Annotated in this window: 11 protein-coding genes and 1 tRNA gene; 5 read left to right on the top strand and 7 right to left on the bottom strand. The window is 35.6% G+C overall.

Annotation, left to right across the window (positions count from 1 at the left end):
* The first annotated feature begins 5 nt into the window (after positions 1–5).
* A complete protein-coding gene (locus Q2U82_RS14235; RefSeq protein ID WP_410005518.1) occupies positions 6–1,451 on the top strand; it encodes an LptF/LptG family permease in 1,446 nt (481 codons plus the stop codon).
* A 78-nt stretch (positions 1,452–1,529) separates the two neighbouring features.
* A complete protein-coding gene (gene ribB / locus Q2U82_RS14240) occupies positions 1,530–2,678 on the top strand; it encodes a 3,4-dihydroxy-2-butanone-4-phosphate synthase (protein WP_410005519.1) in 1,149 nt (382 codons plus the stop codon).
* 1 nt (position 2,679) lies between these two features.
* Here the strand turns inward: ribB and Q2U82_RS14245 are convergent, their stop codons facing one another.
* From Q2U82_RS14245 to Q2U82_RS14275, 7 genes are all read right to left on the bottom strand, one after another.
* Complete coding sequence (locus tag Q2U82_RS14245; protein WP_410005520.1) at positions 2,680–4,158, bottom strand: tail fiber domain-containing protein; 1,479 nt, start codon at positions 4,156–4,158, stop codon at positions 2,680–2,682.
* 144 nt (positions 4,159–4,302) lie between these two features.
* Positions 4,303–5,493 (bottom strand): DegT/DnrJ/EryC1/StrS family aminotransferase, encoded by a 1,191-nt coding sequence (locus tag Q2U82_RS14250; protein ID WP_410005521.1) that lies wholly within the window; start codon positions 5,491–5,493, stop codon positions 4,303–4,305.
* Positions 5,494–5,585: 92 nt separating this feature from the next.
* Complete coding sequence (locus Q2U82_RS14255; protein ID WP_410005522.1) at positions 5,586–6,224, bottom strand: NAD(P)H-dependent oxidoreductase; 639 nt, start codon at positions 6,222–6,224, stop codon at positions 5,586–5,588.
* A 93-nt stretch (positions 6,225–6,317) separates the two neighbouring features.
* Positions 6,318–6,701, bottom strand: coding sequence for a hypothetical protein (locus Q2U82_RS14260; protein WP_410005523.1), 384 nt, complete (start codon positions 6,699–6,701; stop codon positions 6,318–6,320).
* Between the two features lie 27 nt (positions 6,702–6,728).
* On the bottom strand, positions 6,729–7,091 hold the full coding sequence (locus tag Q2U82_RS14265) for a DUF4870 domain-containing protein (RefSeq protein WP_410005524.1): 363 nt from the start codon (positions 7,089–7,091) through the stop codon (positions 6,729–6,731).
* A gap of 195 nt (positions 7,092–7,286) precedes the next feature.
* Positions 7,287–7,424 carry a hypothetical protein gene (locus tag Q2U82_RS14270; protein ID WP_410005525.1) on the bottom strand — a complete coding sequence of 46 codons (138 nt, stop codon included), beginning with the start codon at positions 7,422–7,424 and terminating at the stop codon, positions 7,287–7,289.
* Positions 7,425–7,541: 117 nt separating this feature from the next.
* Positions 7,542–11,438 carry a two-component regulator propeller domain-containing protein gene (locus Q2U82_RS14275; RefSeq protein WP_410005526.1) on the bottom strand — a complete coding sequence of 1,299 codons (3,897 nt, stop codon included), beginning with the start codon at positions 11,436–11,438 and terminating at the stop codon, positions 7,542–7,544.
* Between the two features lie 259 nt (positions 11,439–11,697).
* On the opposite strand from Q2U82_RS14275, the gene Q2U82_RS14280 reads away from it, so the two are divergent.
* The 3 genes from Q2U82_RS14280 to Q2U82_RS14290 all read left to right on the top strand — a co-directional run bounded on the left by Q2U82_RS14280 (position 11,698) and on the right by Q2U82_RS14290 (position 13,860).
* Positions 11,698–11,782: transfer RNA gene (locus Q2U82_RS14280), tRNA-Ser, on the top strand.
* 238 nt (positions 11,783–12,020) lie between these two features.
* The gene (locus Q2U82_RS14285) at positions 12,021–13,271 is read left to right on the top strand and encodes a site-specific integrase (RefSeq protein ID WP_290629417.1); all 1,251 of its coding nucleotides are present in this window, start codon (positions 12,021–12,023) and stop codon (positions 13,269–13,271) included.
* Positions 13,272–13,368: 97 nt separating this feature from the next.
* Positions 13,369–13,860, top strand: a complete 492-nt coding sequence (locus Q2U82_RS14290) for an asparaginase domain-containing protein (RefSeq protein WP_290629416.1) — start codon at positions 13,369–13,371, stop codon at positions 13,858–13,860.
* Positions 13,861–13,863: the final 3 nt, after the last annotated feature.

Genomic DNA, 13,863 nt, shown 5'->3' on the forward strand with positions numbered 1-13,863 from the left:
CATAAGTGAAAATACTGGACAGGTATATATTAGTGACCTTTTTGAAGACGTTTGTAAGCGTCTTCATTATTTTAATGTTCATATTTGTCCTGCAGACCATTTGGCTTTACATTTCTGAATTGGCCGGAAAAGACTTGGACGTCTGGATTGTACTGAAGTTTCTTTGGTACGTTTCCCCTCGACTTATTCCATTGGTACTTCCGTTAACAATTTTGGTTACCTCATTAATGGTTTTTGGAAGTTTTGCTGAAAAATATGAATTTGCGGCAATGAAATCAACCGGCATTTCCCTGCAACGCGCTATGGGAAGTGTGATTGGCTTTATTGTTATTTTGGCAATAACAGCTTTCTTTTTTGCCAACAACGTTATCCCCTATTCCGAATATAAATGGCAAAACCTGCGTCGGAATATTTCACAATTTCAGCCTTCAATGGTTATTGCTGAAGGGCAATTCAGCCAGATTGGTGATATGTTCAATATTAAAGTTGAAGAAAAAAGTGGCGATCGCGACCAATATCTGAAAGATGTAGTAATTCACAAAAAGAATGAAACCCGTCCTAATGGAAATTTCACTGTAATCATTGCGGACAAAGGAGAACTTGCCAGTGAAGAAGGAAGTAATACACTTTCCTTAATTCTTAAACAAGGGAATTATTACGAAGATATTCAGACAAATAATCCTGTGAAACAAAAAGGAGAACCCTTTGCAAAAAGTTATTTTGACGAATATGCCATCAATATTGACCTTACTGAATTGAATGCCCAAGATATTGATAAAGAAAACAATGTCAACAATCAAAATATGTACAACATCAGTGAGCTTCGGGTGGAAATAGACTCACTATCTAACAGTTATTCTAAGGACATTGAATCATATACCAAAAATATGTATTACCGCAGCGGTGTTGAGAAATTACAGGAAGACCAAATAGTTGAATCTTCAAAACCGCCCGAAATCAATACTATTTTAGAAATTTATAATCCCACACAGCAATTGCAAATCGTAAAACTCGCCCTAAACAATGCGAAGGGAACGCTGCAAACGGTAGATGCAAAAAAGGTGGAATTTAAAGCCAAAACAAAACGGTTGAACAAAACCGAAATAGCCCTTCACGAAAAATATGCATTGGCACTTGCTTGTATTATCTTGTTTTTTGTGGGAGCACCCCTCGGAGCTATCATCCGTAAAGGAGGAATGGGACTACCGATGGTGGTTGCAGTTTTACTTTTTTTAACGTATCATTTTATTGGTATTTTTGCAAAAAACAGTGCAGAAGATGGAACTATGCATCCGTTTATAGCATCTTGGCTCAGTACTGGAATTATGCTTCCGCTGAGCATTTGGTTAACATACCGCGCAACTACCGACCAAGGTATTATTGATTTTGACTCTTTCATACAACGCATTGGGCGCTTATTAGGAATAAAAAAGAAAAAGAAAACTGACTAGGGTTTTCTTAATCACAACCTTCTTTTGGCAAATTACAACTGTACATTTTATATCTTTGCATAACCTTTATAAAGAGCTATGATTTCCACAGAAAAAGAAACTTCCGTTTACTTAAACACTATTGAAGAAGCCATTGAAGATATTCGCAATGGAAAAATAATTATAGTCGTTGATGATGAAAATCGAGAAAATGAAGGAGACTTTATTGCTGCAGCCGAAATGGTAACGCCAGAAATGATAAATTTTATGGCAACCCACGGCAGAGGCCTTATTTGTGCACCCTTAACTGAGGAACGTTGCAACGCGCTTGATTTGAATATGATGGTGGAAAACAACACTGTACTGCACCACACACAGTTTACCGTTTCTGTAGATTTGATTGGCCACGGTTGTACAACTGGAATATCTGTTCACGACCGTTCAAAAACCATTAAAGCCTTGGTTGATGAAAACACCAAAGCGAACGATTTAGGAAGGCCGGGACATATTTTTCCACTTCGTGCAAAGCAAGGTGGCGTTTTAAGAAGAACCGGCCACACCGAAGCTGCAATTGATTTAGCTCGTTTGGCAGGATTGAAACCTGCGGGAATTTTGGTTGAAATTTTAAATGAAGACGGTACCATGGCGCGGCTTCCAGAGTTAATGAAAGTTGCCAAGAAATTTGATTTAAAATTAATTTCCATTGAAGATTTAGTAAAATACCGAATGGAACACGATTCCTTGATTGAAAAAAAGGAAGATTTCAAAATAAATACAAAGTTTGGAGATTTCAGACTTCGTGCATACAAACAAACTACAAACGATCAAATACATATTGCACTTACAAAAGGATCTTGGATAGAAAATGAACCCGTCTTAGTCCGCGTTAATGCAACTTTGGTAAATGGTGATATTTTGGGAACACTTACCAACAACGCCGAACAGAAATTGGATGATATGTTTAACGTTATTAATAATGATGGAAAAGGCGCTATTGTTTTTATAAATCAACAAAGCCAATCATTAAATCTTTTAAGTCGTTTAAAAGAATTAAAAGAAAACCAAAAACCAAACGAAATTGCCAAAGCCCCACGCATTGAAATGGACAGCAAGGATTTTGGAATTGGAGCACAAATTCTTCACGATTTAGGAATCCATAAAATTCGTCTTGTATCAAACAGTGAGCAAACCAAAAGAGTAGGAATGATTGGGTATGGTTTGGAAATTAAGGAATACGTAACTTATTAAATCAATTTTTGGAGATTGTTTTATTTATCAATAAAGCTTCAAGTTTTTTAACCCGGTTTTCCAATTCATTGGTTTTTTCACTTTCAACTTTATAAGCCTGTAATTGGTTAACTTTATTTTCTAATTCGATAATCCTCAATTCTTTTTTATCAAGTTCTTGTTTCAATTCCTTAATAGCTTGCACATAAAATGCGTCATAAGTTCCATAAGCAGTTTGGTAGAACCCCTGTTTATCTTTAATAACTTTTTCTGGAAACACTTCCATCAATTCTTGGGCAATAAAACCGTATTGAATTCCTTTAGGTCTTGGCGTCCCTGTTTGGGTATCATTCCATTCATAACTAACGCCATTCATTTTTGAAATTTTTTCAAGTGCAGTGCCACCAGATATGGGATAAATGTTTTTCTTTAACCTTCTATCTGAGTTTGCCAGCCAATCTCCAGCTGAAGCTTTTGACGCTTCACCACCAACCTCAAAAGTATTGGTTAAGTTATCAATAGGTCTATTTATTCCCACCATATCCGTTGCAAAATTACCACCTATTAAAGGGGTTGCGGAATTACTGTTTTCAATATAGAGTCTATCATTATTGGTAGTTTCATTTCCGCCAGAATTAACGCCTATAAAAACATTTCGGTTTGCATTCGTTAAAGTTTTTCCGGAAAAAGAGCCAATGGCAACATTGTCATTTCCTCCAGTAAGATTTAAAAGCGACTCTTCTCCATTAGCTGTATTGTAATCACCTGTAAGATTATTGTAAAGAGCATTGGTGCCACTGGCGGTATTAGATTCGCCATCGATGTTTTTATTAAGCGCCTGAAAACCATTTGCGGTATTTTTAATTCCCGAGATATTTGCCTTCAATGTTTGTGAACCTGTGGCCGTATTCCAAGCACCCGTATTTACAGTAAGACTTTGCGAACCAATTGCAGTATTGGAATGTGTATCAATATTATTTTCTAGTGCTTTATAGCCAAATGCCGTATTGTTTGTGCCTGTGGTATTTCCATAAAGGGTATGGAATCCTGTAGCGGTATTGCGTTCTCCACCAACATTGCTATTCAAAGCATTAAATCCAATTCCCACATTTCGGTTATCTGTTCCATCATCCATTGAACCTGCATCAATTCCTAAAAAAATTGAAGAGCCAGTATTATCAGATTTTGCATCAGAAAGATCATCAATTTTTTTTGACCCCACTGCTTTCCAACTTGTGAGAGTGTTGTCCCAATAATAAAATCCTTTCGGGTAAGTTGTATTACCAGTGAAATATACCATCATCCCATTCTGTGCTGCAGAGGGTGGAGTGCCTGGAAAATTATCAATTTTAGGAATAAGAATACCATCAATATTTGAAGGAGCTGCTTGAGAGCTGGAACGAATGTCTAACAGTGCATTAGGACTTGTAGTGCCAATACCTACTTGCGAAAATGAAGTGATACTATATAGAATTACAAGAAGAAATAACGCAAATTTCATAGCCACATAGTTAAAAGTACAAACAAATTTTCAGTAAAAATACTCCGTTTGTTGCTTACTAAATATTGCAAATACGTTTATTCGTTATGTCGCAGATAAATAGGATAAAAGGTTAATGGCTAAATAATTAAAGGGAGCGGTATGTTAAATTGAGGAAAGAATACGCTTCATTATAGTTGCCCGTTCATTCACCTGTTTTTCCGTCCAGCCTATTTTTATTAAAGAAGAAATAGTTCGACCCATAATAGCATCACTTTTTGAGAAATCGGTATTGTTCAAATCTTGCATTTGGTTCTTTACTTCGGAAGAAAGATTGCCAAGAGATTTTAAATTTTTTAAATGTTCCCAGCCTTTAATGTAATGCCAATTGTTAGTGTACCAATAAAAACAGGCATCAACGCCTGATTCAGATAAAGCTTTGTGTGCTTTTTTTGTCAATTCCTCCGTAGGTAGGAAAAAATTCAGAAACGAATAATTCTCTACACCACCTTCAGGAACTCTTCTGAATGTAATACCTTCAATTGTTTCCAATGCTTCACGTAGAATCGTATAATTTTGTTTTTGAATATTTAAAATTCCGTCTAATTTATCCAACTGTGCTAAACCAACTGCCGCATTCAGTTCAGAAATTCTGAAATTATATCCCAAAAAAGGATGGGTTTCAGCACCGCGATCTGTGCCAATGTGGTCGTGACCGTGATCTTGGTAATGGTCTGCATTTTGTGCGTACTTTTTGTTATTGGTTATAATTGACCCGCCTTCACCACAAGTTATGGTTTTTACATAATCAAATGAAAAACAACCCAAATCGCCGTAGCTTCCCAAAGGTTTTCCTTCGTAGGTTCCACCAAGGGCTTGGCAGGCGTCTTCCAAAAGTATTAGATTATTTTTTTCGCAAATTGCTTTCAAAGCTTTTAAATCTGCCATCGAGCCACACATATGAACGGGCATCACACATTTGGTTTTTGGAGTGATTGCAGCTTCCACTGCTTTTGGGTCTATAGTCAATGTATCATCAATATCCACCAAAATTGGCACAGCGCCCAAAGCTAAAATTGATTCAAAACTCGCCACGAAAGTGAAGGTTGGCATAATAACCTCATCACCCGCTCCAATGCCAGCAGAAGCCAAAGCTACAGTTAACGCGGCAGTTCCGCTGGATACTAATTGGCAATATTCAGAATCCATTCTTTTGGCAAAAGCGGTTTCAAACTCTTTGGCTTTCCAGTGATTGTTGCGCATTCCATCAAAACCGTAACGCATCAAAACACCAGTTTCGAGCACATCGTTTACTTGTTTGCGCTCTTCGGCGCCAAAAATTTCAAATCCAGGCATAATTTTTTGTTTCAGGTTTCAGGTTTCAGGTTTCAGGTTTCAGGTTTCAGGTTTCTTAAAAAAGATGGTTACAGAAAAAAAGGTTGCGTTTTTTAATTCACTTCAATAACAAGTTCGTCAACACCGCGACGAACTTTTTTAAGGTTTATAAAAAAGTCTGATTCGTCGCGATAGCCTACAGGAAGAACAATTACAGATTCCAAACCTTTTTTATTCAAACCTAATAATTCATCGTATTTTTTTGGTTCAAAACCTTCAATGGGGCAGGCATCTATTTTTTCAACTGCACAAACTGTAAGCAGTGCGCCCAATGTTAAATATAATTGGTTTGCCATCCATTGACGGATTTCAGAAGTTTGTTTCTTTGAAAAGTTTTCAATCAATGCTTTTTCAAAAGGCTCTAAAATGGTACGCGGCGTGTTCCGATGTCCTTCCACTCTTTTAAAATGATCCGTAATAAAGTCTTCATTAATATTATTTTCAATACACAAAATTAAAACGTGTGAAGCATCCCGAACCTGTGGCTGATTGTAGGTAAGCGGCATTAGTTGGGTTTTCAATTCAGGATTGCTAACCACAACAAGTTTTAAGGGCTGTAGGCCATAAGAAGTTGCTGTTAAATTAAAAGTTTCCTTTAAAATCTGCAGCTTTTCTTCTGAAAGGGGTTTAGAAGAGTCAAACCGTTTGGTAGCGTAGCGCCATTGAAGTTTTTCAATTGTTTTTGAAGACATTTAGAAAAATGAATTAGTATTAGATACAAAAATAGCGATAAAAATGTTGACCTTTTACCGCTATCCTTTTGCTACTAATTAAACAATTAAAAATTACCCTCCACTTCCGTAAACTTCCTCGCAACGGTTCCATGTGCTTTCCATATCTTCTTCCAGTTCCTGCACACGATTATTGATTCGCGAATTGAGCGTGCTTTTTTCATCGGCAGTACAGCCGCCGTTGGAATTCAACCATCCCCGCCTATTTTTTAACGATTGTATATATTCTTCAGTCAATCCCTTTCTAATTAAACACGCTTCCAAAGATTGTGAATTACCCTCACTGTCAACAGCCTCTGTCATTTGGATGTTATAGGTTGTTTGCCAACTATCCAAGGTGTCTTCAACATCAATGGCGCATTGACTTTTTCCTGCATCCTCCAAGCCACAGGATATAAAGAACGTAAATAGTCCAACTAATAATAATTTAGATTTCATAATTCTTATCATTTATAGAGTTATCATTTAGACATTTTTAAACCACTCTTCGTATTTTTTACCTAACAGTGGAACTGGGCTTTGTTTTTCATTTATTGCGTTCATAAGACCCATTATCCACATATATATTATTACAAAAAATCCGAGTATGTTGATAATCCAACCTAAAATGGGTATCAATCCAATAATTCCTAGTGCCAATCCCGTTGCGGCTAGGCCTAATGATTGGCGGATGTGATATTTGGCAAATTCGTTTTTCTTATCATTGTTCATTACAAATGCAATAATAAGTCCCACGATAGTCAGATAAGCTATAGTCGCAATGGACTTCCCATCTGATGTTGATGTGTTTGTTTCTATTGGAGTTGTTTTGGGTTCTGTCGTTTCCATTTTTATCTATTTTTATTTTTAGGTTAATTTTTATATTCACAAATCTTAAAACGGGAAAGCTATTTTAATTTATCCTGAAGTTAATTTCTGATAAATTTTGACTCATATACAACAAACATTCAGGAGGACCCTCACCGTCTTTACCACAGGAAAAAATGATTGCAACTATTACAAACAATAGCAATATTTTAGTTTTCATTTCTTCAAAATTTTTATGGTTTTCATCACTTTATTTTTGTGCAAGATTTTCAATTCATAGCTCCCTTCTTTAAGATGGTCAATGCTCATATAGATAACATCGTCCTTTTTATTATTTTCAAGGGAGTTTTTCATTGATTCAGTTTTTAACTGACAACAAATTTATTAGGAAAGGAAATTGAGGGATATTACAAATGTTCCAAACAATAGAAGGTATGTTTCAATGGAAAGAAATAGACTGTTTTAGACGTTTTATGTGTTGTTTGAAAGATATTCATTAGGAGAACATTTATATACTTCTTTAAAACATTTACCAAAATATGAAGGCGTATTAAACCCAACTTGATATGCAATTTCAGACACTGAAGCATCAGACTCCTTTAACAAACGAATGGCCAATTTTAAACGTTCTGAACGAATAAATTCACTGGCAGACATTCCTGTTATGGCTTTCAATTTTCGGTGAAGTTGTGTACGGCTCATGTGCATGAGTTTGCCAAAACCCTCAACTGAAAATTCAGAATTTGTTATGTGTTCATCTAAAACTGTTTGCAAACGTTTTAAAAATTCGCTTTCAGCTGAAGTTATTGCAATCTCTGGATTAATGCTTAGGGTCTTGCTGAAATGCTTTTGCAATTGCATCCTGTTTTCGATAAGTTTTTCAACCCAAATTTTTAGTTTTTCACTGTTGAAAGGTTTTGTTACATACGCATCGGCGCCCGTTTTTATTCCTTCAATTTCGTTTTCCTCGCCCACTTTTGCAGTCAGGAGGATTATAGGAACGTGACTAGTAAGTTCGCTTGTTTTAAGCGTGTTGCAAAGTTGAATGCCATCAATTTCAGGCATCATAATATCACTTATAATCAAATCTGGTATTTCTTTCAATGCTTTTTCTATTCCTATTTTTCCATTTCCGGCTTCAATTATTTCATACTGTTTTTTAAAGATCGAAATGATAAATGCACGAATATCTGCATCGTCCTCAACAATTAATAACAATGGTTTTTCTTTATTGGAATTGAAATTGGAAATTGTTTGTTCAGTTTCTTCTTCAAAGAATAAAATTTCTTCATCAATATTTAAAACTTCATCTTCAAAAGCATCCTTATTTATGGGAAGCGACACGGTAAACTGTATTTTGTCGTTATCAATATTGTTCGCTATAATGGTTCCTTTTGAAAGCGTAACCAATTCCCTAACAAGGGCAAGACCAACCCCAACGCCGTCAGACAGCTTGTTGTCCTGATAAAAACGCTGAAAGAGTTTGCTCAAATCCTTTTTACCAACGTTATCGCTATTATTGATTATGGAAAGCACCATAACCGCTTCCTGTTTGTTTGCATCAAAAACAATTGTACTCTTTGGCGGGGCATATTTTATGGCATTCACCAAAAGGTTTGAAACCACTTTTTCAATTATATCCTCATCAAACCACACATTTTTTAAATCCTGAATGTTACTTAAAATTGTTATCTCTTTTTCCGCCGCTTTATACTGAAAAGCACTGATAAGCTGATTAAGCAGTATAGAAAGGTTGCCTTTTTTAATTTTCAGTTTTCGCTGACCGGAATCTATCATAGACAAATCCAGCATTTGTTCAACCAGAATTAGTAGCCTGTCTGCATTTTGTTTTACCAAAGACAGTTCTTTTTTATCTTCTTCTGAAATTTTTTCTTTTGAAAGTTGGTTCTCAATTGGTCCCGAAATAAGCGTTAAAGGGGTTCTAAATTCGTGCGAAATATTTGTATAAAGCTTGGTTTTGAAATCATCCAACTTCTTTAGTCGCTCCGTTTCTTCGTGCTCCAATCGAAGCTGTGCCTTTATTTCCCAGCGCCATTTCAAATATCTATAAAGGTAGAAGCTAAATAGTAGAAATAACAGTGCATATATCGCCTTTGCCAAATTGGTGCCGTACCAAGGCTTGAGGATTGTGAACGAATAGGTTGCAGGTTCGGTGTTCCAAACGCCGTCATAATTGCTGGAAATCACTTGAAATTCATAATCATTTGGCGGTAAGTTTGTGTAGTGCGCCACATTGCTATTTCCAGCGACAATCCAATCTACATCGTTGTTCAGCAGTTTATATTTGTATTGATTGCGCTCCGGCTGTGAAAAATGCAGTGAGGAAAAAGTGAACGTAACAGTATTTTCATTATGCTGAAGATTTTGGTTGGGAATAAGCTTTCGGCTTTTATTGTAAACCTCGAAACCTGAAATTACTGTTTTCGGTTTTATGGGATTAAACGATAATTGATTGGGGTTAAACCAATTGATTCCTTCCAATCCACCAAAATACAGAATACCGTTTTTATCTTTGAAATAGGCGCCAGTATTGAATTCAAAGGCTTGCAGTCCATCGTAATTGCTGTAATTTTCTATAACTGAAATTGTATTGTTTTGAAATTTCAACTTTGAGATGCCTTTGTTGCTGCTTATCCATAAATAGCCATCGGCATCGGGGAGAATTCCATAGACCACATTATTGGGCAAGCCTTCCGCCTTTGTAATTTTTTGAATGGTTTTATGGTTGGGATTGTAGATTTGCAGACCATCTCCGTTGGTTCCAATTAATAGAACAGTGCCATTAAAATATAATGATTTCACATTGCTATTTACTGACGCAATGTTTTCAATTGTATTGTTTTGAACATTTAATTTAAAAAGGCCGTCGGTCTCCGTGCCAACCCAAAGATCAGTGTTTGCTCCCTGTTCAATGGTTCTAATATTGTTTGTGGTCAGGCTTGAATTTTCGGTTGTGTATTGCTGAATTATTCCTCGATCTTTATCAAACTGAATAAGTCCGTGATCTCTTGTTCCCAACCAAATATTGCCGCTTTTATCTTTGTAGATTTTCCAAATAGTAAACGAAGAAGTTTCTTTAAAAGAAGCAATCTTTCCCTTGGAATCCATTATTTGCAATCCATGCGCCTGGTGGCCTATATACAGATTATCATCATCAGCCAATAAACTCATTATCCTATCTCCCAAAAGATTGGAATTTTCAATGGTATAGGTATAAAAATCCTTTTTATCAATATTTAAACGGGTTAAACCTTTTCCCGAAGTTCCTACCCAAATATTATTTTGGGTATCTTTTGTAATTGCCCTAATAACGTCCACATTTACATTCAATGGCACTTGATCATTAGTTAATACATTGAATTTTACCAAATACTCATCGTAGTAACTCAGCCCCGTACCGTCCGTTCCCAACCAAATAGTGCCGGTATTGTCTTCAAACAAACTGAGCACATCGTTGTAGTGCAAAGCATACGGGTTGTTTTTGTTTTCTGTGAAATGTTGAATGGTTTCCCTTTCAAAATTTATTAAATAAACACCTTGCCCATAAGTTGCAACCCATAGTTGGTTTCGCTTATCAAACAAAAGATCTTGAATGATTAAATTTTTGGGCAATGAAGTCAAGGAAAAACCCGTGAATCTCGAAAACTCAGTTTCATTTTGTTGTTTTTTAAAAAGACCTTCACCAAAGCTTCCTATATAAATCGTTCCATTTTTTGATTGTGAAAGGGCGCTGAAATTGGTTTCGGGCAGAATTTCCCTAAACTTATAATTCCCATCTTTAATTTCGAAGAAACCATTATTTGTAGTAGCTAAAACGATATTATCATACGTTTCAAGAAAATCATAGATTGTACGGTTTGCGTCTTTTGATTTTAAAAATTGAACGGTGTCTTTGGTTTGATGATTTATTTTGTAAATCCCCTTCTCATAAGTGCCCAAATAATAATCTGAAGATTTATTTTGAATGAGGGTGCTTATTTGGCCAATATTCGAAATAGTTTTAAAACCATCAATTTCTTGATTGTATTTTTTAAGTTTTCCTGAGTTGGAAACAATCCACAGTTCACCGGTTTTGCTTACATATATTTTGCCCAGCTTACTGTATTTAGGTCGTGTTACATCTTCAAATTGAATGTCATAGTGAATAAAATCCCGACCATCATACTTATTCAATCCATCTTGGGTAGCAAACCACATAAAACCCGTACTGTCTTGGGCAATGCTAACCACACTATTTTGCGACAAGCCCTGTTCAACGGTAAGCTCCCGAAACGCTACCTGTTTGTTGCTTTGCGAAAAAACAAGGCAAGGAAACAATAGAAGAAAAAGTAGCTTTAAACGCTTCATTAAGGATTTGTTAGGCTAAATAAAATTACTAAAAATATAATTGTTGAAATTATTGAAAGGTTTTAGGGATACTACCCTAAATATTACAGTGCTTTTGGAGATATTTATTGATGATTATATTTAACAAACAAAAACATCAAAAAGAAATGGAATATTTAAAAAAGCTTTTTATATTTGCACCCGCCTACGCAAATTAACATTTGCTTCGGCGGGCGAAGGTCCGCTAAGATTTTTAGAGAATTTAGGTACGCATACCACTGGAGAAATGGCAGAGTGGTCGAATGCGGCAGTCTTGAAAACTGTTGAGGGTCACACCTCCGGGGGTTCGAATCCCTCTTTCTCCGCTGGGAATTTACCAAATTCCACCAAAAGCCGATAAACACTATGTTTGTCGGCTTTTTTCATTTTCTTCAATATCAAACAAAATCATCTAATATCAAATAAAAAGTGCGGTATTCGGTGCGGGTTTTTTTAATTCAATTTACGCACCGAATTATGTGTTAAATGTTGCTATATAGGCTTTTATATGGTTTTTGAATCAATATTTTTTGTATCTTTAAGGATAACAAAAAGTACGTACCGATGCAAACTACATTTTCCATATTATTTTATCCACGAGGAAACGACATCGATAAAAACGGCAATGCCCCTATTTATGCACGAATCACTGTAAATGGAAAAAGAAGTGAGTTTAGTATAAAACGTAAAGTTTTATTAACTAAATGGAATTCTGAAGCTGGCAAGATGAGAGGAACAACCTCTGATGTTCGTGAATTGAACAAGTATATGACCTCAATACGAACCAAACTCAATAAGATTCAAGAACAACTTTCCGAAAAAAATGCTTCAGTAACGGCACAAAAAATCAAAAATATATATCTGGGAAAAGATATTAAGCACAAAATGCTATTGGAAATTTTTCAAGAACATAATGATAAGGTGGACAAGTTAATAGGTAAAGATTTTGCTGCGGGTACAGCTGAACGTTATAAAACTGCCAGAAAACACGTTAAAGATTATATCTCAAAAGAATACAATGTAAAAGACATTCCGGTTAAGGATGTTGACCATACATTTATTACTGGTTTTGAATATTACCTCAAAACCACAAGAAATTGTGCCCACAATACAGCTATAAAGTACATTACAAATTTTAAGAAAATCATTCGAATCGCTTATGCGAACGATTGGATAAATAAAGACCCTTTCATACATTGGAAAGCTAAACTCAAAATTGTTGACAGAGAATTTTTGACTGAAAAAGAACTTCAAAAGCTTGTGGAAAAAGAATTTGGAATCCATCGTTTAAACCAAGTCAAGGATATCTTTGTATTCTGTTGCTTTACCGGATTAGCATATGCCGATGTAAAAAAACTTTCCCAAAACGATATTGTACTTGGCATTACGGGTGAACGTTGGATAAAAACCAAAAGAAGCAAAACGGATACCCGAAGCAATATTCCTATTTTATCAATTCCAGAAGCTTTACTTGAAAAATATGCTGAAAGCTCTGATTTTTCAGATAGCGAACTCTTGCTTCCAGTTTTGAGCAATCAAAAAATGAATGCCTATTTAAAAGAGATTGCTGACCTTTGTGGAATAAATAAAAACCTCACATTCCATCTTGCACGTCACACATTCGCCACGACAGTTACGTTAACAAATGGTGTGCCCATCGAATCTGTGAGCAAAATGCTCGGTCATAAATCTCTTAAAACTACGCAACACTACGCCAAGATAATTGACAAGAAAGTAAGCGATGATATGAAGGCGCTTAAAGATAAATTGACCAATTATTCCCAAACTACGAAAACTTCTGTCAGTAGTTCATAGATTTTCTGCTTTAAGTTTCATTCAACCAACAATAAATTACCCAACTGTCAAAAAGTTATGGTAACTTTATATATCTGGTCATTTCTAAATCACACTTATGATTAAGATTTTTACAACTGGCGGTACCATTGGTGGTCTGGAATATGAAAATGCTGAAGATAAAGCTGGACAGCGCGCAATTGATATTTCCAATTTTTTGGAAACTGCGAACATTTCTTTCGAATATAAGATAGAAACCCTTTTTGATAAAGACAGTAGGCATATCACTGGTGCGGATAGAGAACTTTTAGTCGATAATATCATTCAATCAAAAGAAAATAAAATTCTGATTACCCACGGAACTTACACAATGGCCGAAACTGCAAGGTTTTTGGGCAAACTAAATCTTAAAAAAACCATTGTACTGGTTGGTTCTTTTATTTTGGGTACAGTAAATTATACAGATGCACCTTTTAATCTTGGATATGCCCTTGCATCACTGCAACAATTAGATGAAGGTGTTTATATAGCAATGAACGGGAAAGTCTTTAATTGGGACAATGTGATTAAAAATATTGATAACAATAGATTTGAGCGAGAAAATGATTAAAAA

The organism is Aequorivita nionensis, from assembly GCF_046352995.1.
In the GTDB taxonomy this organism is placed as follows: Bacteria; Bacteroidota; Bacteroidia; order Flavobacteriales; family Flavobacteriaceae; genus Aequorivita; species Aequorivita nionensis.